General features: G+C 65.1%; 15 protein-coding genes. 11 read left to right on the top strand and 4 right to left on the bottom strand.

The features are described 5' to 3' along the window. Nucleotides 1-83: 83 nt before the first annotated feature. The 3 genes from OC450_RS19555 to OC450_RS19565 all read left to right on the top strand — a co-directional run bounded on the left by OC450_RS19555 (nucleotide 84) and on the right by OC450_RS19565 (nucleotide 5235). Nucleotides 84-1781: a GMC family oxidoreductase gene (locus OC450_RS19555; protein ID WP_262048487.1), complete on the top strand. Its 1698-nt coding sequence runs from the start codon at nucleotides 84-86 to the stop codon at nucleotides 1779-1781. A 236-nt stretch (nucleotides 1782-2017) separates the two neighbouring features. Next, nucleotides 2018-3532 (top strand): ATPase domain-containing protein, encoded by a 1515-nt coding sequence (locus OC450_RS19560; RefSeq protein ID WP_211383454.1) that lies wholly within the window; start codon nucleotides 2018-2020, stop codon nucleotides 3530-3532. Further along, nucleotides 3529-5235 (top strand): response regulator, encoded by a 1707-nt coding sequence (locus tag OC450_RS19565; RefSeq protein ID WP_256806774.1) that lies wholly within the window; start codon nucleotides 3529-3531, stop codon nucleotides 5233-5235. The genes OC450_RS19560 and OC450_RS19565 overlap by 4 nt, the downstream gene beginning before the upstream one ends. A gap of 420 nt (nucleotides 5236-5655) precedes the next feature. Here OC450_RS19565 and OC450_RS19570 read toward each other — a convergent pair whose 3' ends face one another. From OC450_RS19570 to OC450_RS19580, 3 genes are all read right to left on the bottom strand, one after another. Further along, nucleotides 5656-6951, bottom strand: coding sequence for an MFS transporter (locus tag OC450_RS19570; RefSeq protein WP_256806773.1), 1296 nt, complete (start codon nucleotides 6949-6951; stop codon nucleotides 5656-5658). A gap of 109 nt (nucleotides 6952-7060) precedes the next feature. Further along, nucleotides 7061-8257 carry an acetyl-CoA C-acyltransferase gene (locus tag OC450_RS19575; protein ID WP_211383457.1) on the bottom strand — a complete coding sequence of 399 codons (1197 nt, stop codon included), beginning with the start codon at nucleotides 8255-8257 and terminating at the stop codon, nucleotides 7061-7063. 130 nt (nucleotides 8258-8387) lie between these two features. Further along, on the bottom strand, nucleotides 8388-9158 hold the full coding sequence (locus tag OC450_RS19580; RefSeq protein WP_211383458.1) for an enoyl-CoA hydratase: 771 nt from the start codon (nucleotides 9156-9158) through the stop codon (nucleotides 8388-8390). 153 nt (nucleotides 9159-9311) lie between these two features. Between OC450_RS19580 and OC450_RS19585 the strand changes: the two genes are divergently transcribed. Next, nucleotides 9312-9851 carry a PaaI family thioesterase gene (locus OC450_RS19585; RefSeq protein WP_211383459.1) on the top strand — a complete coding sequence of 180 codons (540 nt, stop codon included), beginning with the start codon at nucleotides 9312-9314 and terminating at the stop codon, nucleotides 9849-9851. Nucleotides 9852-9910: 59 nt separating this feature from the next. Next, nucleotides 9911-10531: a TetR/AcrR family transcriptional regulator gene (locus tag OC450_RS19590; protein ID WP_211383460.1), complete on the top strand. Its 621-nt coding sequence runs from the start codon at nucleotides 9911-9913 to the stop codon at nucleotides 10529-10531. A 3-nt stretch (nucleotides 10532-10534) separates the two neighbouring features. On the opposite strand, the gene OC450_RS19595 is transcribed toward OC450_RS19590, so the two are convergent. After that, nucleotides 10535-11443 (bottom strand): LysR family transcriptional regulator, encoded by a 909-nt coding sequence (locus tag OC450_RS19595; RefSeq protein ID WP_211383461.1) that lies wholly within the window; start codon nucleotides 11441-11443, stop codon nucleotides 10535-10537. Between the two features lie 101 nt (nucleotides 11444-11544). Here OC450_RS19595 and OC450_RS19600 point away from each other — a divergent pair, with 101 nt between their 5' ends. The 6 genes from OC450_RS19600 (at nucleotide 11545) to OC450_RS19625 (ending at nucleotide 18483) form a co-directional block, all read left to right on the top strand. Further along, nucleotides 11545-13041: a CoA-acylating methylmalonate-semialdehyde dehydrogenase gene (locus tag OC450_RS19600; protein WP_038946438.1), complete on the top strand. Its 1497-nt coding sequence runs from the start codon at nucleotides 11545-11547 to the stop codon at nucleotides 13039-13041. 117 nt (nucleotides 13042-13158) lie between these two features. Further along, nucleotides 13159-14304, top strand: a complete 1146-nt coding sequence (locus tag OC450_RS19605; protein WP_262048488.1) for an isobutyryl-CoA dehydrogenase — start codon at nucleotides 13159-13161, stop codon at nucleotides 14302-14304. Further along, nucleotides 14301-15368, top strand: a complete 1068-nt coding sequence (locus OC450_RS19610) for an enoyl-CoA hydratase/isomerase family protein (protein ID WP_262048489.1) — start codon at nucleotides 14301-14303, stop codon at nucleotides 15366-15368. Before OC450_RS19605 ends, OC450_RS19610 begins: the two co-directional genes overlap by 4 nt. Before the next feature lie 26 nt (nucleotides 15369-15394). Continuing rightward, nucleotides 15395-16285, top strand: coding sequence for a 3-hydroxyisobutyrate dehydrogenase (mmsB, locus tag OC450_RS19615; RefSeq protein ID WP_211383464.1), 891 nt, complete (start codon nucleotides 15395-15397; stop codon nucleotides 16283-16285). Next, the gene (locus OC450_RS19620; protein ID WP_262048490.1) at nucleotides 16285-18003 is read left to right on the top strand and encodes an AMP-binding protein; all 1719 of its coding nucleotides are present in this window, start codon (nucleotides 16285-16287) and stop codon (nucleotides 18001-18003) included. The genes mmsB and OC450_RS19620 overlap by 1 nt, the downstream gene beginning before the upstream one ends. After that, complete coding sequence (locus OC450_RS19625; RefSeq protein ID WP_211383466.1) at nucleotides 18004-18483, top strand: MaoC family dehydratase; 480 nt, start codon at nucleotides 18004-18006, stop codon at nucleotides 18481-18483. Nucleotides 18484-18549 lie beyond the last annotated feature (66 nt).

Genomic DNA, 18549 nt, shown 5'->3' on the forward strand with positions numbered 1-18549 from the left:
AAGGCGACGTCGACGCGGCGGCGTGACCCCGGAAGAATATCGCGCTACCCTCTCTGGACAAGAACAAGAGGGAAACGCCAATCGTGTACGACTTCATTATCGTGGGCGGCGGCTCGGCGGGGTCCGTGCTGGCCCACCGGCTCTCCGCCAGGAGCGCCAACAAGGTCCTGTTGTGCGAGGCCGGACAGGACACGCCGCCCGGCAACGAGCCGGCCGAGATCAGGGACAGCTATCCGGGCACGGCTTATTTCGATCCGCGCTTCCACTGGACCGAGCTCAAGGTCACGACCCAGATCGTCAGCCACAACAATCCGAACGAGGGCCGCCCGCCTTTGCGCAAATACGAGCAGGCGCGGGTGCTTGGCGGCGGCTCGTCGATCAACGGCCAGATGGCCAACCGCGGCGCGCCGACCGACTACGACGAATGGGACGCGCGGGGCGCCGCGGGGTGGCGCTGGAACGACGTGCTGCCCTTCTTCAAGAAGGTCGAGCGCGACCTCGATTTCGACGGACCGTACCACGGCAAGGATGGCCGGATTCCGGTCCGCCGGATCCCCAGGGAGCACTGGACGCGGCACTCGCAGGCATTCGCCGAGGCCTTCCAGCAGGCCGGCCATCGATTCGTAGCCGACCAGAACGGCGAGTTCGTCGACGGCTATTTCCCGGTGACGCACTCCAACCAGGCCGAGCAACGCGTCTCGGCCGCGATGGGCTATCTCGATCGCGACACGCGCAAGCGCACCAACCTGACGATCTCGACCAATACGCAAGTCAGGGAGTTGCTGTTCGAGGGCACGCGGTGCGTCGGCGTGAAGGCCGTGGTCGACGGCCGCGCGCAGGAATTCCGCGCCCGCGAGATCATCCTCTCCAGCGGCGCCATCCATTCGCCGGCGCATCTGCTCCGCGCCGGCATCGGCCCGGTCGGTCATCTCAAGGATCTCGGGATTCCCGTGCTGATGAGCCTGCAAGGCGTCGGCCAGCGCCTGATGGATCATCCGTCGATCTCGCTGTCGTCCTTTGTCCGCCGCGGCGCGCGCATGAACGAGCACACCAGGCGCCACATGCAGCTTGGCCTGCGTTATTCGTCCGGGCTCGCAGGCGTGCCGAAGGGCGACATGTTCGTCGTCGTGCTCAGCAAGTCGGCCTGGCACGCCGTTGGCGCCCAGATCGGATCGCTGCTGACGTTCGTCAACAAGACCTATTCCGAGACCGGACAGGTCAAGCTTGCCTCGCGCGATCCGGAAGCCGAGCCGATCGTCGAGTTCAACCTGTTGTCCGACCGGCGCGACCTCGATCGCCTGATGAGCGGTTTCCGCAAGATGGCGGCCGTGCAGATGAGCGACGCCGTGAGGGCGGTGACGGACAAGCCGTTTCCGGCGTCCTACACCGATCGCGTGCGCAAGATCGGCGTGGTTAACACCAAGAACAGGATGCTGACGAAAATCGCCGCGGCGCTGATGGACGGGCCGGCGGCGCTGCGCCACTACATGATCGACAAATTCGTGGTCGAAGGCTTCACCTTCGACGACGTCATCAACGACGACGAGGCGCTGGAAGCCTTCGTGCGCAAGGCGACCATCGGCGTGTGGCACGCCTCTTGTTCATGCCGCATGGGCCGCGCCGACGATCCGATGGCGGTGGTCGATCCGGAGGGCCGGGTCAAGGGCGTGCAGGGCCTGCGCGTCGTCGACGCCTCGATCTTCCCGGTGGTGCCCTGCGCCAACACCAACTTCCCGGTCCTGATGTCGGCGGAGAAGATCGCGGCGGCAATGATGCCGTAGGCTGCAGCGGTTTTCTTTCGCCGTAGCGGGCCGCCGTCTCGACACGCAAATCCCTCGGTGGGCGAGAGCCGGAACTGTCCATAGATGACAATCCGGGCATGCGCCGTGACACGGAACCCGGAACCCGCCTTCGGCGTTCTTTTCCAAATCTCGCCTTTCGGCTTGAAACGGGTCGTCAGCCTGCGCGACCAGCGACGGGCCGGAGCGCGCCTTGTAGAGATGGAACAGGGGGTTCAATGATCGATCCATCGAGCGGGGCCCAGGCCAGCGACGCCGGTGATCTGCCCAGGATCTCGACCGGCAGCGACGGCCTCGACAATATCCTCTATGGCGGGCTCGATCCCAATCGCATGTACCTCTACGAGGGTCGGCCCGGCTCGGGCAAGACCACCATGGCGCTTCAATTCCTCCTCGAGGGCGCCCGTTGTGGTGAACGCGTGCTCTATGTCTCCCTGTCGGAAACCAAGCGTGAGCTGATGCTGGTGGCGCGGCGCCACGGCTGGTCGCTGCAAGGCGTCGACATCTTCGAGCTGGTGCCGCCGGAAACGACACTCGATCCGGATCGCGAGCTCACCGTGTTCCATCCCGCCGAAATGGAGCTGAGCGAAACCACCGGCCTGATCTTCAAGGAGGTCGAGCGGATCAATCCCACGCGCGTGGTGCTGGACAGCCTGTCCGAGCTGCGCCTCCTCGCGCAGAACCCGCTCCGGTACCGGCGCCAGGTTCTGGCCTTGAAGCACTTTTTCACCAACCGCAATTGCACGGTCATCCTCCTCGACGACCTCTCGTCCTCCCAGGACGATTTGCAACTCCATTCGATCGCCCATGGCGTCGTGATGCTCGAACAGCTCGCCATCGACTATGGCGCGGAGCGCCGGCGCCTTCGCGTGATCAAGATGCGCGGCATCCGGTTTCGCGGCGGCTTCCACGATTTCACGATCGAAGCGGGCGGCGTGCGGATATTCCCGCGTCTGGTGGCGGCGGAACATCACGCCTCGTTTGTCGGCGAATTCACGCCCAGCGGCAATGCGCAGCTCGACCAGCTCCTGGGAGGAGGGCTCGAGCGCGGCACCAGCGCGCTTCTCTTGGGCGCCGCCGGTGTCGGCAAATCGTCTCTCGCGCTGACCTATGCGATCGCGGCGGCAAACCGCGGTGAGCATGCCGTGTTCTTTGCCTTCGATGAAGGTCGTGGGACCGTGGAAGCACGGGCTCGAACGCTTGGGCTCCCTCTTGAAGGCTATCTGCAGTCGGGGCTCATCCGATTTCAACAGATCGATCCCGCCGAGCTCTCCCCCGGGGAGTTCGCCGCCAACGTGCGCAAGAGCGTCGAAAGGGACAACGCCAGAATTGTCATCATCGATAGTCTGAACGGCTATCTGAACGCGATGCCGGACGAGCGGTTTCTCATCCTGCAGATGCACGAGCTTCTGAGCTATCTTGCACAACAAGGCGTGCTGACGATCCTGATCCTCGCTCAGCACGGGCTGGTCGGTCCGATGGAGACGGCTCTCGATATCAGCTATTTGAGCGATGCCGTGCTCATGCTGCGCTATTTCGAGGTCAGCGGAACGGTGCGGCGTGCCCTCTCGGTCGTGAAGAAGCGCAGCGGAAATCATGAAAATTCCATCCGCGAGTTTCGTCTCGGCGGCGCCGGCATCACGCTCGGTCCTCCGCTGAGAGGGTTCAGCGGCATCTTCTCCGGCAATCCGCGATACACGGGCACGGAGATACCGGAAGGGCCGGCGGAATGAGCGCTAACCGCGATCATTGCGTCCTCGTGTTTGCTCCTATCGGCCGCGATGGACCGGCATCGGTCGAGCTGTTCCGCAATTCGGCACTTGAAGCGATCAATTGTCGAAGCCTGCCTGAACTGGTCGGCGAGATGTCCGCCGGCGTGGGCGCGGTCTTTCTGGCCGAGGAGGGCTTGTTCGGGAAGGATACCCAGCCGCTGGCACAGTGGATCGAGAGGCAGCCGCCCTGGTCCGACCTGCCGTTCGTCATCCTCACCAGCCATCGCGAGCAGCCGGCGGTGGTGGCCTGGCGCCGCAGCATCGTGGAGACGCTCCGCAACGTCTCGCTGCTCGAGCGCCCGGTTCAGCCGATCACGCTGACCAGCGCGGTTCAGTCCGCTATGCGGGCGCGCCGGCGGCAATATGAGATTCGAACCTTGCTGCAGGCGCGCGAGCGGACGGCTCAGCAGCTCGAGAAGCTCGTGGTCGAGCGCACCGGCGCGCTCGAGGAGGCCAACAAGCATCTGCGGACCGAAATGGAAGAGCGCGCCCGCGTCGAGGAGACCCTTCGTCAGGCCCAGAAGATCGAAGCCATTGGACAGTTGACCGGCGGAGTGGCTCACGACTTCAACAATCTGCTGATGGTGATCTCCGGCGGCCTGGATATGCTGGACCGGCAGACCGATCCTGACCGGAGGCGTCGACTGTTGGAAGGCATGGTTCAGGCGGCGCAGCGTGGTGCCGGCCTCACCAGGCAGCTTCTGGCTTTCTCGCGGCGGCAGAAGCTCCGGCCCGAGGCCGTCGACATCGCGGCGCAGATCGGCGGAATGCGCGAATTGCTCGACCGCAGCCTGCGCGGCGACGTTCACGTCGAGTTCGATTTTCCGGATGGCCTTTGGCCGGTGGAGGTCGATCCGGGAGAGCTCGAGCTGGTCGTCCTCAACCTGGCGGTCAACGCCCGCGATGCGATGCCTAACGGCGGCACGATCCTTGTTTGCGGCGAGAACCTGGCCGGCCTGAACGAGGGTGAGATCGCGGGCGATTACGTTCGTCTGTCGGTGGTCGATACCGGCGTTGGCATGAGCCCCGAAACCCTGGCCCGGGTCTTCGAACCGTTCTTCACGACCAAGGATGTCGGCAAGGGTTCGGGCCTGGGGCTTGCCCAGGTCCATGGATTTGCGACGCAGTCGCGCGGGATGGTTCGCATAAAATCGACGGTCGACGAGGGCACTAGCATCGAGCTCTATCTGCCGCGATCCAACAATATTCCTTCCGGTGAACGCCATCTCATCGACCTGAACAGGGCCCGGCCCAAGAAGGCCAATCATGGCCAGATTCTCCTCGTCGAGGACGACGACGAGGTCGCCGCGCTGGTCAGCGAGATGCTTGAGCAGCTCGGCTACGACGTCACGCGCGCGGCCAGCGCCGCGGCGGCTCTCGGTGCTCTGGCGGACGGCCGCTCCGTCGATCTCGTGTTTTCCGACGTCATGATGCCGGGCGGCATGAACGGCGTCGAGCTTGCGCGGGAGATCAAGAGAAGGCGAAGCGACATCCCGGTCCTGCTGACCAGCGGATACGCCGAGGCCGCGGTTCGCGACGCCGAAATGGCCGGCGTCCAGATCCTGCCGAAGCCCTACCACATCGACGAACTCGCCGCGGCACTCGGCACCGCCAGCTCGAACTTTCGAATTGCCGCGGAAACCAAACGCTCGGGTGCGTCGTGATCGAACCGAGCATAGCCGCCGGGCCTCGTGGGACCATCGGCAGCTTTGCCGGCGGAGGACGAGTTCGCTGCCGAGGAGTACCTGGATCAAATTGATCTAACACAATACCACCCGTCCAATTGTCTGCGACTGTCTCGTTGGAAACCCGGGAGAGACGTCATGACAAACGCGTCAAACGCGATGCTTTGGACGGTCATATTTTTCTGTCTGTCTTTCGCTGCAATTTTTGCGGTTTGGTGTGCCGAGCGGTTGCGCAGGTACACCTCGACGAAGCCATAACGCATCTAGGTTGGCGCCAGAGGATCTGCCGACCGGACGGCGCATGCGCGCCAGAAGATGATGCATTGGCTGGGCTTCGCAGAGATATTTCCATTTGTCCGGCGGACCGAGCCGGCGCGCCGGCCCGGTGGGTGTGGTCGCTCAGGCCATTGCCGGCTTCGGCTCGGGCTTTGGCTGTCGCGACAGCGTCAGCACGATCAGCGAGGCGAAGACGCAGAGCGCGCCGGCGATGAAGAACGCGGGCAGGTAGCTCTGATAGACCGTCCGCGAGAAACCGGCGCCGAAGGCGGCGGTGCCGGCGCCAAGCTGGTGGCCGGCAAAGATCCAGCCGAACACCAGATTGGCACGCTCGGGCCCGAACTTCTGCGCGGTGAGCCGTACCGTGGGCGGCACGGTGGCGATCCAGTCGAGCCCGTAGAACATCGCGAAGATCGACAGGCCGTAGAACGAGAAGTCGCTGAACGGCAGGAAGATCAGCGAGAGCCCGCGCAGGCCGTAATACCAGAACAAGAGGTAGCGGTTGTCGTAGCGGTCCGACAGCCAGCCCGACATGATGGTGCCGAAGAAGTCGAAGATGCCCATCGCCGCCAGCAGGCCCGCGGCCTGCACCTGCGGGATGCCGAAATCCAGACACATCGGGATCAGATGCACCTGCACGAGACCGTTGGTGGACGCACCGCAGACGAAGAACGTCGCGAACAGAACCCAGAACGCGCTCGACTTCGAGGCGTCGCGCAGCGTGCCGAGCGCCACGCCCGTGATCGAGCCGTGGCTGGCCGGCGGCGCGGGCAGGGGTGCGGTGCCCTCGTCGCCGAACGGGCGCAGGCCGACGTCGCTCGGCCTATCGCGCATCGCGAGCAGGACCGCGAGGGCGGAAACGCCAAGCGCGATGCAGACGAAGCCGAGCGCAAGCCGCCAGCCGAAACGTTCGGTCAGGCTTGCGAGCAGCGGCAGGAACACCAGCTGGCCGGTCGCGACGCTCGCGGTCATGATGCCGACGACCAAGCCGCGCCGCGCCGCGAACCATCGCGTCGCGATGGTCGCGCCAAGCACCAGCGCGGTCATGCCGGTGCCGATGCCGATCACCACGCCCCACAGCGCGACGAGCTGCCAGACCTGGGTCATGCCGAGCGAGAGCACCAGCGCCGAGACCACGATGAGCTGCGCGGTGAGCGTCACGTTGCGCAGGCCGTAGCGGTTCAAGAGCGCTGCGGCGAACGGCGCCATCAGTCCGAACAGGATGAATCGGATCGACAGCGCGGAGGAGATCTCCGCCGTGCTCCAGCCGAACTCCTGCTGGAGCGGAACGATGAACACGCCGGGCGCGCCGACCGTGCCAGCGCTGATCAGCGCGGTGAGGAAGGTGACGCCGACCATCACCCAGCCGTAGTGGATATTGCGGCGGCCGAGTGCTGCCGCGAGCCAGTTCGAGATCATCGGGCCTCAACGTTGATTGGCGGGCTTCGAAACACCCGCGTGAGGTTGCAGAATGGCACGGGAGTCGTCTGTCGGAAATGACAGAGTTCCCTCATTTTCAGACTTTACGTCAGTGCGGCAAACGCTCCACCGCGATCGCGGTGGCTTCGCCGCCGCCGATGCAGAGCGCCGCGACGCCGCGCTTGAGGTTTTGCGCCTCGAGCGCGTGCAGCAGCGTCACGATCAGCCGCGCGCCGGTGGCGCCGATGGGGTGGCCGAGCGCGCAGGCGCCGCCGTTGACGTTGAGCTTGTCGCGGGGGATGCCGAGGTCGCGTTGTGCCGCCATCGCCACTACGGCGAAGGCTTCGTTGATCTCGAACAGATCGACGTCACCGGCACTCCAGCCGATCTTGTCGAGCAGCTTGCGGATCGCCGGGATCGGCGCCGTGGTGAACCATTGCGGCTCCTGGCTGTGGGTGGCATGGCCCTTGATCTCGGCCAGAGCCGGCAGGCCGCTGCGATCCGCAAGCGAGCGTTTCGCCAGCACCAGCGCGGCGGCGCCGTCGGCATTGGCAGAAGAAGCCGCTGGCGTGATGGTGCCATTGGCGCGGAACGCCGGCTTCAGCCCGGGGATCTTTGCAGGATCGACCTTCAGTGGATGCTCGTCATTGGCGATGATGCGAGGACCTGCTTTCTCGCTCAGCGTGATCGGCGCGATCTCCGCCTTGAACGCACCGCCCTCGACCGCCTTGCGCGCGCGGCTCAGCGTCTCCATCGCGTAGGCGTCCTGGTCCTTGCGGGTAAACTGATAGGCCTCTGCAGTGGCCTCGCCGAAATCGCCCATAGAGCGGCCGGTCTCGTAGGCGTCCTCCAGCCCGTCCATCATCATGTGGTCGATGATGCGGTCGTGGCCGGCGCGATAGCCGCCACGCGCCTTCGCAAGGAGATATGGTGCGTTGCTCATGCTCTCCATGCCGCCGGAGACGACGATCTCCGCCGAGCCGGCGCGGATGATGTCGTGCGCCAGCATGGTCGCCTTCATGCCGGAGCCGCAGACCTTGTTGACGGTGGTCGCGCCGGTGGCGTCGGGCAGGCCGGCCGCGCGGGCAGCCTGGCGCGCCGGGGCCTGACCCTGACCGGCGGGAAGAACGCAGCCCATGAAGACCTCGTCGACTTTTTCCGGCGAAAGCCTGGCGCGTTCGAGCGCGGCGCCGATCACATGCGATCCGAGCTTGTGGGCGGCCAGCGGCGACAATTCGCCCATGAAGCGGCCGAGCGGGGTGCGGGCGGCGGAGACGATGACGACGGGATCGGCAGCTTCGGCCATGACGAAATTCCCTGCGATGATGTTGGATTATGATCATCATATGATGCGACGCAAAAAATGCAACTGCGCCCGGCATGAGAAATTGTCGTGGTTCGGATGAGAATTGCTCGTTCGAACGGAGGAGGCGGCCCTACCGCTTCCGGTTCACAAATGCCTGCATCAGCCGCGTCGGCTCGTCCGTCAGGAACGACTCGCCGAACACCTTGACGCTGAGGTTCACCGACTCGGTCAGCGGCAGTTCCTCCCACTGCCGCAGCAGTGCCTTCTGCGAGCGTAGCGCCTCGGGGCCGCATTCGAGCAACGCATTTACGAGGTGCTCGACCTCGGCATCGAGCCCGCCCTCCGGCGCGACCTTGTCGACCAGTCCCCAGGCCAGCGCCGTCGGCGCGTCGATGTTTTCCGCCGTCATCACCAGCCAGCGCGCGCGGGCCCAGCCGATCAGGCGCGGCAGCAGCGCGGCGTGGATCACAGAGGGAATACCGACGCGCACCTCCGGCATGCCGAAATGCGCATCATGCGCCGCGATCCGGAAGTCGCAGGCGGCCGCGACCTCGAGCCCGCCGCCGAGGCACCAGCCGGGCATGCGTGCGATCATGGGGGCCGGGAAGGCGCGCACGGCCTCGCAGAGGTCGCGCAGGCGGCTGATGAAGGTCTCGGCGGACTTCTGGTCGAGCCTAGCCATCTCCTTGATGTCGGCGCCGCCGATCATGCTCTTCTCGCTCTGGCCGCGCAGCACCACAACCCGGATGCTGCGATCGGAAGAGAGCTGCTGCAAGCCTTCGCGAAGCGCATCGGTGACGGGCGAGCCCAAAATGTTCAGCGAACCGGCGTTGCAGATCGCGACATGAATGACGCCGCGCGCATCGCGCGTCACGCCGCAGTGGTTGTTGAGCATTTCCATCGTGGCATCTCGAAAGTTTCGTGGACCAGCGCGAGGCGCACCCGTCGGGATCACTTCCGGGCCGAAACGCCCGGCTTGTCAAGCGGACGAGACGGGAGTTGCCAGTGCGAAGTCCGCAGCATAGTATGACGTCAATCATACAAAGAGGCCGCCATGACCCCTAACGATCAACTCGACCTGTTTTCGCCTGCGGGCCGGCGTGAGCGGGTGGTGGACTGGCAGGTGCCTGCGCCTGTTGCGAAAGTGGCGATGGGCCTGTCGGGCATGGACGCGATGCGGGGCATCCGCGACGGCCGGCTGCCGCCGCCACCCTTTGCGAAGCTGATCGGCTTCGTCATGGCCGTGGTCGAGCCGGGCCGAATCGTCATGGAACTGGAGCCGCGCGAGGATCTCGAGAACACCATCGGCCTCCTGCACGGGGCCACAGCCGCCGCGCTCGTCGATACCGCCATGGGTTGTGCGATCTCGACCAGGCTGGAGTCCGGGCAGGGGTCCGTCACCCTCGACCTGAAAATGACCTTCCTGCGCCCGCTCTCGGTCCGGTCCGGGCTGATCTCCGCCGAAGGCAACGTGATCAAGCTGGGACGCCAGACCAGTTACACCGAGGGCTTCGTCCGCGACGGTAAGGGGGCACTTGCGGTGCACGCAACGGCGACCTTTTCCATGATCGGCAACAATTTTACCGGGAATTAATGCGCCGTCTGGCCGATATCCATGTTATTAGATGACCTCCGACATTCAATGAGAGCCGCATGCGCTACTCCCGGGAACACAAGCAGGAAACTCACGATCGCATCGTGAAGAAGGCCTCCGTGCGGCTGCGCGAAAAGGGCGCTCACGGCATCGGCGTCGCCGACCTCATGAAGGAGGCGGGTCTGACCCATGGCGGCTTCTACGCCCATTTCGATTCCCGCGAGGCGCTGGTGATCGAGGCTTTCGCCTACGCCATGGATCGCTCCATGGACCATTGGCGCAAGCTCACCGGCGAGGCCGCTCCCGACAAGCGGTTGGCGCTGATCGCGGAGAGCTATCTCTCCGCGCTGCACCGCGACAATCCCGGCCATGGCTGCTCGATCCCCTCGCTCGGCGCCGAGATCGCCCGCGAGAGCCCGAAGACGCGCAAGGCTTTTGCCGGCAAGCTCGACGAGATGATCGAGATGATGACCGATTTCATCCCCAATCTGCCGCGGAAGGCCGCACGCAAGCAGGCGATCGCGACCCTGGCGACGATGGCCGGCACCATGCTGCTCGCGCGAATCGCCGGATCGAGCGAACTGTCGGACGAGGTGCTGAAGACGGGCAAGGACAGTGCGCTTGACGGCGCGCGGCGTGAGACGAAGGTGACGACTGCCAGGAAGGCGAAGCAGAACTAGGCTTCATCGTCCCGCAAACAACGCCCGGTCGCGCTCCACGATCTCGCCGATGTAATCCGCCACCGCTCTGATCCGCGCCAGATCCTTGCTGTCGGCGTGCATCAGCATCCAGAACGTCCGCGTGATCGAGACCTCGTCCGCCAGCACCGGCACGAGCTGAGGATAGTCGCCCGCCATGAAGTGCGGCAGCACCGCGATGCCGAAGCCGGCGAGCGTGGCATTGAGCTGCGCGATCAGATTCGCGCTGCGCAAGCGCGCGGAAATCCGCGGCGAGACCTGCGGCAGATAATCGAGCTCCGGCGTGAACAGGAGTTCCTCGATATAGCCGACGAAGCGGTGCTGCGGCAGCGCCTCGCGCAAGGTGATTTTCGGGAAGCGATCGAGATAGGCCGGCGCGGCATAGAGCCCGAGGCGGTAGTCGAGCAGCTTGCGGCCGACGATGCGGCCTTCCTTCGGCATGGTCAGGCTGATGGCGATATCGGCCTCGCGCTTGGAGAGGCTGAACAGCCGGGCGGTGGCCACAAGTTGCAGGTCGAGGTCCGGGTAACGGTCGGCGAAGGGCGCCAGCCGCGGCGCCAGGAACGCGGTGCCGAAGCCGTCGGGCGCGCCGATCCGCACCGTGCCGGTCAGCCGCGCCACCGAGCCGCCGACCTGCTCCTGGTTGGCGACGATGGTCGATTCCATCGCTTCCGCGCTGTCGGCGACGCGCTGGCCGGCTTCGGTCAGCAGATAGCCGGTCTTCCGCCGGTCAAACAGCTTGGCCGAGAGGTGCTTTTCCAGCCGGTCGACGCGGCGGATCACGGTGGCATGGTCGACGCCGAGCTGTTTTGCCGCAGCCGACACCGAGCCGCCCCGCACGATGGCCAGCACGAAGCGGAAGTCGTCCCAATCGATAGCGCCTTGATCCAGCATTTTCGCACATCTATGGTGCATTATCTCAGACTTGAATCCTATAAAATGCAGGTCGATAGGATTTGTCAAAGCGTTCAAGCTCGCCTCAAGGAGATCATTCCATGCGTTCAGTCGGACATTTCATCGGTGGCAAGGAGGTCAAGGGCACCTCGGGCCGCACCGCCGACGTTTTCGAGCCGATGACCGGTGACGTCCAGGCCAAGGTGGCGCTGGCGTCCAAGGCCGAGGTCCGCGCCGCGGTCGAGAATGCCCGTGCCGCCCAGCCGGAATGGGCTGCGACCAATCCGCAGCGCCGCGCCCGCGTCATGATGAAATTCGTCGAGTTGGTCCAGCGCGACTACGACAAGCTCGCCGAGCTGTTGGCCCGCGAGCACGGCAAGACCGTTCCCGACGCCAAGGGCGACATCCAGCGCGGCCTCGAGGTCGCCGAGTTCGCCTGCGGCATCCCGCATCTGATGAAGGGTGAGTACACCGAAGGCGCCGGGCCCGGCATCGACATCTATTCCATGCGTCAGGCGCTCGGCGTCGTCGCCGGCATCACCCCGTTCAATTTCCCGGCGATGATCCCGATGTGGAAGTTCGCCCCGGCGATTGCCTGCGGCAACGCCTTCATCCTGAAGCCCTCGGAGCGCGATCCCGGCGTGCCGATGCTGCTGGCCGAACTGATGATCGAGGCAGGTCTGCCGGCCGGCATCCTCAACGTCGTCAACGGTGACAAGGAAGCGGTCGACGCGATCCTCGACGATCCCGATATCAAGGCCGTCGGCTTCGTCGGTTCGACGCCGATCGCGCAGTACATCTACGAGCGCGCCGCCCAGACCGGCAAGCGCTGCCAGTGTTTTGGCGGCGCCAAGAACCACGCCATCATCATGCCGGACGCCGACATGGACCAGGCCGTCGACGCGCTGATCGGTGCGGGCTACGGCTCCGCCGGCGAACGCTGCATGGCCGTGTCCGTCGCGGTCCCCGTCGGCAAGTCCACCGCCGACCGCCTGATGGAAAAGCTGATCCCGCGCGTCGAGTCGCTCAAGATCGGCACCTCGATCGATCCGTCGGCCGACTACGGCCCGCTGGTGACGCGCGAGGCGGTCGAGAAGGTCAAGGGCTACATCGATATCGGCATCAAGGAAGGCGCCACGCTTGCCGTCGATGGCCGTGGCTTCAAGATGCAGGGCTACGAGAACGGCTTCTATCTCGGCGGCTCGCTGTTCGACAACGTCACCAAGGACATGCGGATCTACAAGGAAGAGATCTTCGGCCCGGTGCTCTCGGTCGTGCGCGCGCACGACTACAAGGAAGCGCTGGCGCTGCCATCTGAACATGACTACGGCAACGGCGTTGCCATCTTCACCCGCGACGGCGACGCCGCGCGCGACTTCGCGGCCAAGGTCAATGTCGGCATGGTCGGCATCAACGTGCCGATCCCGGTGCCGATCGCCTATTACACCTTCGGCGGCTGGAAGAAGTCGGGCTTTGGCGATCTCAATCAGCACGGTCCCGACTCGGTCCGCTTCTACACCAAGACCAAGACGGTGACCTCGCGCTGGCCGTCCGGCGTCAAGGAAGGTGCGGAGTTCTCGATCCCGCTGATGAAGTGATCCCCTCGGCCGTCATTGCGAGGATCGTAGCGACGAAGCAATCCAGCGTCTTTCCGCGGAGGAAGTCTGGATTGCTTCGCGTCGCTCGCAATGACGAGAAAATATGAGCAGCCCAGCATGCAGTTCGCTCTGAACGAGGATCAGGTCGCGGTTCGTGACATGGCGCTGGCGTTTGCGGCGGAAAAGATCGCGCCGCACGCGCTGCGCTGGGACGAGGAGAAGCATTTCCCCGTCGACGTGATGCGCGAGGCCGCAACCCTCGGCATGGGCGGCATCTACATCCGCGACGACGTCGGCGGCTCCGCCATGACCCGGTTCGACGCGGCGCTGATTTTCGAGGCGCTGGCGACAGGCTGTCCGACCACCTCGGCCTTCATCTCCATCCACAACATGGCGTCCTGGATGATCGATGCTTATGGCAGCGACACCCAGCGCCACACATGGCTGCCAAAGCTCTGCACCATGGAGCTGATCGCGAGCTACTGCCTGACCGAGCCGGGCGCGGGCTCGGACGCGGCGGCGCTGCGCACCCGCGCGGTGCGCGAGGGCGATCACTACGTCCTCAACGGTCAGAAGCAGTTCATCTCCGGCGCCGGCGGCACCGACCTTTTGGTCGCGATGGTCCGCACCGGCGGCGACGGCCCCGGCGGCATCTCGACCCTCGTCATCGACGGCAACACGCCGGGCGTGTCGTTCGGCGCCAACGAGCGCAAGATGGGCTGGAATTCGCAGCCAACCCGCGCCGTTCTCTTCGAGAACGCCCGCGTGCCGGTGGCCAATCGGTTGAGCGAGGAGGGCGTCGGTTTCAAGATCGCGATGGCCGGCCTCGACGGCGGTCGCCTCAACATCACGGCTTGCTCGCTTGGTGGCGCGCAGACCGCGCTCGACAAGGCGCGCGCCTACATGAAGGAGCGCAAGGCGTTCGGAAAACGTCTCGACGAATTCCAGGCGCTCCAATTCAAGCTCGCCGACATGGCAATCGAGCTCGAGGCCGCCCGCACCTTCCTGTGGCGTGCCGCGGCGGCGCTGGATCGCAAGGACCCCGACGCCACCATGCTCTGCGCGATGGCCAAGCGGTTCGGCACCGATGCCGGTTTCGAGGTGGCCAACCAGGCGCTGCAGCTTCACGGCGGCTACGGTTACCTCAGCGAATACGGCATCGAGAAGATCGTGCGCGATCTGCGCGTGCACCAGATCCTCGAAGGCACCAATGAAATCATGCGGCTCATCGTGGCGCGCAAACTGATCGAGGGGGCGCGATGACGGCGGTGGAGGAGGGCGACCTCATCGTTCGCCGCGAGGGCGCGGCGGGCGTGATCCGGCTCAACCGGCCCAAGGCGCTCAACGCCATGACGCTGGAGATGTCCATCGGCATCGACGCGGCGCTCGATCGGTTCGAGACCGATCCAGAAGTCGCGGTGATCGTGCTGGAAGGCGCGGGCGAGCGCGGCCTCTGCGCCGGCGGTGACATCCGCGGGCTCTGGGAGAGCTCGCGCGAAGGTGGCGACCTCGGCGCGCGGTTCTGGCGCCAGGAATACGTCATGAATGCGCGGATCGCGAGATTTCCGAAGCCCTATGTCGCGTTCATGGAGGGCCTCGTGATGGGCGGCGGCGTCGGCCTCTCCGGCCATGCCAGCCACCGAATCGTCACCGATCGCACCAGGCTCGCGATGCCCGAGGTCGGGCTGGGCTTCTTCCCGGACGTTGGCGGCACCTGGCTGCTGTCGCGCTCGCCCGGCGAGATCGGCACCTATTTTGGCCTGACCGGCCAGACCATGAATGGGCCAGACGCGATCCACGCCAGGTTCGCCGACGCCGTGGTGCCGGCGGCCAAGTGGCCGGTGCTGCGTGAGGCGCTGACCAGGGTTCGAACGGGTGCAACAGCGGCCGAAGTCACCAAGCTCATCAACGGTTTTGCGACCGGCGAGACTGCAGGGCCGGTCGCTGCCAAGGAGCCGGCGATCGACGCATTGTTCGGTTTCGACCGCATGGAGGACATCTTCGCTGCGCTCAAACGCGACGGGTCGGAGTTCGCGCAGGTCACGCTGAAGACGTTGAACGAGAAATCGCCGCGCGGCATGGTGGTGACGCTGAAGCTGCTGCGGCTGGCGCGCGCCGCCTCGAGCCTGGAGGAATGTCTGGTGCGTGAATATCGCGCCGCACTGGAGGTCTTCCGCAGCGACGATTTTCGCGAGGGCGTCCGTGCCGCCGTGATCGACAAGGACCGCAATCCGACCTGGTCGCCGCCGCGCATCGAGGATGTGACGCCCGGGATGCTTGCGCCGTATCTTGCCGAGATCGGCGCCGACGAACTCAAGTTCAATTAACAACAGTCTCAAGCGGAGGAACGACAATGGCCACGATCGCATTCATCGGTCTCGGCAACATGGGTGGCCCGATGGCCGCTAATCTGGTCAAGGCCGGCCACAAGGTGGTGGCGTTCGACCTCGTCGAAGCCTCGCGCGCGCAAGCCAAGGCCGACGGCGCCGGCATCGCCGACAGCGCTGCGGGCGCGGTAAAGGGTGCCGACGTCGTCGTCACCATGCTGCCGGCCGGCAAGCACGTGCTCGGCGTCTGGAACGAGGTCTTGCCCGCCATGGCGAAGGGCGCGCTGATCATCGACTCATCCACCATCGACGTCGAGAGCGCCCGGCAGGCGCATGCGCTCGCCGGCAAGCACGGCGTGCTCTCGGTCGACGCGCCGGTGTCCGGCGGCACCGGCGGCGCCAAGGGCGCGACGCTCACCTTCATGTGCGGTGGCGAGGAGGGCGCGTTCGCGGCGGCCAAGCCGGTGCTGGAGAAGATGGGCAAGAAGATCGTGCATTGCGGCGGCGCCGGCGCGGGCCAGGCGGCAAAGATCTGCAACAACATGATCCTCGGCATTTCCATGATCGCGGTGAGCGAGGCGTTCGCGCTCGGTGAAAAGCTCGGGCTCTCGCATCAGGCCTTGTTCGACGTCGCATCGACCTCGTCGGGCCAGTGCTGGTCGCTGACGACCTATTGCCCGGTCCCGGGCCCGGTGCCGACTTCGCCCGCCAACAACGACTACAAGCCGGGCTTTGCCTCGGCGCTGATGGTAAAGGATCTGACGCTGGCGCAGGACGCCGCCAAGGCCGCGGGCGCTGCAACGCCGCTCGGCCAGCATGCGCAGGAAATCTACCAGGCCTTCGACAAGGCTGGCCAAGGCGGGGTGGATTTTTCCGGAATTATCAAGCACGTTAGGGGGCTAGCCGGGAAAGCTTGATGACGACATTTCAGGAAGCACGCGCGTTTCTGCTTCATAACCGCACGGATTACGAAACAGCGGTCAGGGGCTTCCGCTGGCCCGATCCGGTTCCCTTCAACTGGGCGCTCGACTGGTTCGATGCCGAGCTGGCGGCGAACGCGGAGAGCAAGGATCGGCCCGCGCTCTGGATCGTCGATGCCGCGCAGGACAAGCAGACAAAACTGACCTTCGCGGCGCTTTCGAAGCGCTCAAACCAGGTCGCGAATTTCCTCCGCGCGCACGGCCTCAAGCGCGGTGATCATCTGCTGCTGCTGCTCGGCAATGTGGTTCCGCTGTGGGAGACGATGCTGGCGGCGATGAAGCTCGGCGTCGTCGTAATCCCGGCCACGACGCTGCTCACCGCCGATGAACTCCGCGACCGGCTCGATCGCGGCAAGGCGAAAGCGGTCGTGGCCGCCGAAGATCAGGTCGCGAAATTCGCAAGCCTTGGCGTGGAGAATGTCGTCCGCGTCGTGGTCGGCGCGTCGTCCGATGGCTGGCTTGCCTACGATGACGCCGCAAAAGCGTCGGAGAGTTTTGCGCCGGATGGCCCAACCAACGCCGACGATCCGATGCTGCTCTATTTCACCTCGGGCACCACTGCTAAACCAAAGCTCGTGCGGCACAGCCAGCGCAGCTATCCGGTCGGGCATCTCTCGACCATGTACTGGATCGGGTTGAAGCCCGGCGACGTCCACCTCAACATCTCCTCGCCCGGCTGGGCCAAGCACGCCTGGAGCTGCTTCTTCGCACCGTGGAATGCGGGCGCCACCGTGTTCGTGGTCAACCAGCCGCGTTTCGACGCCAAGGGCCTGCTCGCCACCATCGGCCGCTGCGGCGTCACCACGCTGTGCGCGCCGCCGACCGTGTGGCGGTTGTTCATCCAGGAGAATCTCGCTGCGTTCAAGGTGAGCTTGCGCGAGGTCTGCGGCGCGGGCGAGCCGCTCAATCCCGAAGTGATCGACCAGGTGCAGGCCGCCTGGGGTCTCACCATCCGCGACGGCTATGGCCAGACGGAAACCACTGCGCTCGCTGGTAACTCGCCGGGCCAGACGATCAAGGTCGGTTCGATGGGCCGGCCGCTGCCGGGCTATCGCGTGCAGGTGAGCGATGCCGACGGCCATCCGGCCAAGGAGGGCGAGGTGGCTCTGGTGCTCGGCGCGAACCGCCCCGCCGGCCTGATGCAGGGGTATCAGGGCGACGACGGCAAGCTTTCCGGCGCGGAAGGCGATCTCTATCGTAGCGGCGATGTCGTCTTTGCGGACGACGACGGCTATCTCACCTTTGTCGGCCGTTCCGACGACGTGTTCAAGTCATCGGACTACCGCATCAGCCCGTTCGAGCTGGAGAGCGTGCTGCTGGAGCACGAGCTCGTTGCGGAAGCCGCCGTGGTGCCGAGCCCGGACCCGATCCGGCTCGCGATCCCCAAAGCCTTCGTGCTGCTGATTTCGGGCGCCGAGCGCTCGCCGGCGACGGCGCTGTCGATCTTCCAACATTTGCATACGCGCCTTGCGCCGTTCAAGCGCATCCGCCGCCTCGAAATCGTCACCGAGCTGCCGAAAACGATCTCGGGGAAGATCCGCCGCGTTCAGCTCCGGCGGCTAGAGCGCGAGGACGACCGCAGCGATCCCCTGCGCGGCCGGGAATTCCGCGAAGAGGACTTTCCGGAGCTGCCGAAGACACGGAGTGAGACCTAAGTGAACGAAGTCTGGAAGAAGCCGCCGATTACGCTGGATGCCTATCAGGGCATGGTCGGCACGGAGATCGGCGTATCGTCGTGGCACCTGATCGACCAGCCCCGCATCGACACCTATGCCGACGTGATCGAGGATCACCAGTTCATTCACGTCGACCCTGAGCGAGCCGGGAAGGAGACCGCCTTCGGCACCACCATCGCGCACGGCTTCCTCACGATGTCGCTGCTGTCGATAATGTCCTATGAGGTGATGCCCGTGATCGCCGGCACCACGATGGGCGTCAATTACGGTTTCGACAAGCTGCGCTTCATCTCTCCGGTGCGTTCGGGCAAGCGCGTCCGCGGCCGTTTCGTTCTGACGGAAGGCAAGCTCCGCAAGCCGAACGAATTGCAGTCCCGCACCAACGTGACGGTGGAGATCGAGGGCGAGGACAAGCCCGCGCTGGTCGCAGACTGGCTCGGGTTGATCTATTTTGCCTGACCTGAGGCGTCGTTGCCGGGCTTGACCCGGCAACCCATCGCTGCTCAAAAGCTGTCCAAATTGGTG

The organism is Bradyrhizobium sp. Bra78 (assembly GCF_024519855.1).
GTDB classification, from domain to species: Bacteria; Pseudomonadota; Alphaproteobacteria; order Rhizobiales; family Xanthobacteraceae; genus Bradyrhizobium; species Bradyrhizobium japonicum_G.

Bases quoted from the DNA above. Each gene is read 5' to 3' on its own strand.
- OC450_RS19560 (WP_211383454.1), top strand. From the start codon at position 2,018: ATGATCGATCCATCGAGCGGGGCCCAGGCCAGCGACGCCGGTGATCTG.
- OC450_RS19565 (WP_256806774.1), top strand. From the start codon at position 3,529: ATGAGCGCTAACCGCGATCATTGCGTCCTCGTGTTTGCTCCTATCGGC.
- OC450_RS19570 (WP_256806773.1), bottom strand. From the start codon at position 6,951: ATGATCTCGAACTGGCTCGCGGCAGCACTCGGCCGCCGCAATATCCAC.
- OC450_RS19575 (WP_211383457.1), bottom strand. From the start codon at position 8,257: ATGGCCGAAGCTGCCGATCCCGTCGTCATCGTCTCCGCCGCCCGCACC.
- OC450_RS19580 (WP_211383458.1), bottom strand. From the start codon at position 9,158: ATGGAAATGCTCAACAACCACTGCGGCGTGACGCGCGATGCGCGCGGC.
- OC450_RS19585 (WP_211383459.1), top strand. From the start codon at position 9,312: ATGACCCCTAACGATCAACTCGACCTGTTTTCGCCTGCGGGCCGGCGT.
- OC450_RS19590 (WP_211383460.1), top strand. From the start codon at position 9,911: ATGCGCTACTCCCGGGAACACAAGCAGGAAACTCACGATCGCATCGTG.
- OC450_RS19595 (WP_211383461.1), bottom strand. From the start codon at position 11,443: ATGCTGGATCAAGGCGCTATCGATTGGGACGACTTCCGCTTCGTGCTG.
- OC450_RS19600 (WP_038946438.1), top strand. From the start codon at position 11,545: ATGCGTTCAGTCGGACATTTCATCGGTGGCAAGGAGGTCAAGGGCACC.
- OC450_RS19605 (WP_262048488.1), top strand. From the start codon at position 13,159: ATGCAGTTCGCTCTGAACGAGGATCAGGTCGCGGTTCGTGACATGGCG.
- OC450_RS19610 (WP_262048489.1), top strand. From the start codon at position 14,301: ATGACGGCGGTGGAGGAGGGCGACCTCATCGTTCGCCGCGAGGGCGCG.
- mmsB (WP_211383464.1), top strand. From the start codon at position 15,395: ATGGCCACGATCGCATTCATCGGTCTCGGCAACATGGGTGGCCCGATG.
- OC450_RS19620 (WP_262048490.1), top strand. From the start codon at position 16,285: ATGACGACATTTCAGGAAGCACGCGCGTTTCTGCTTCATAACCGCACG.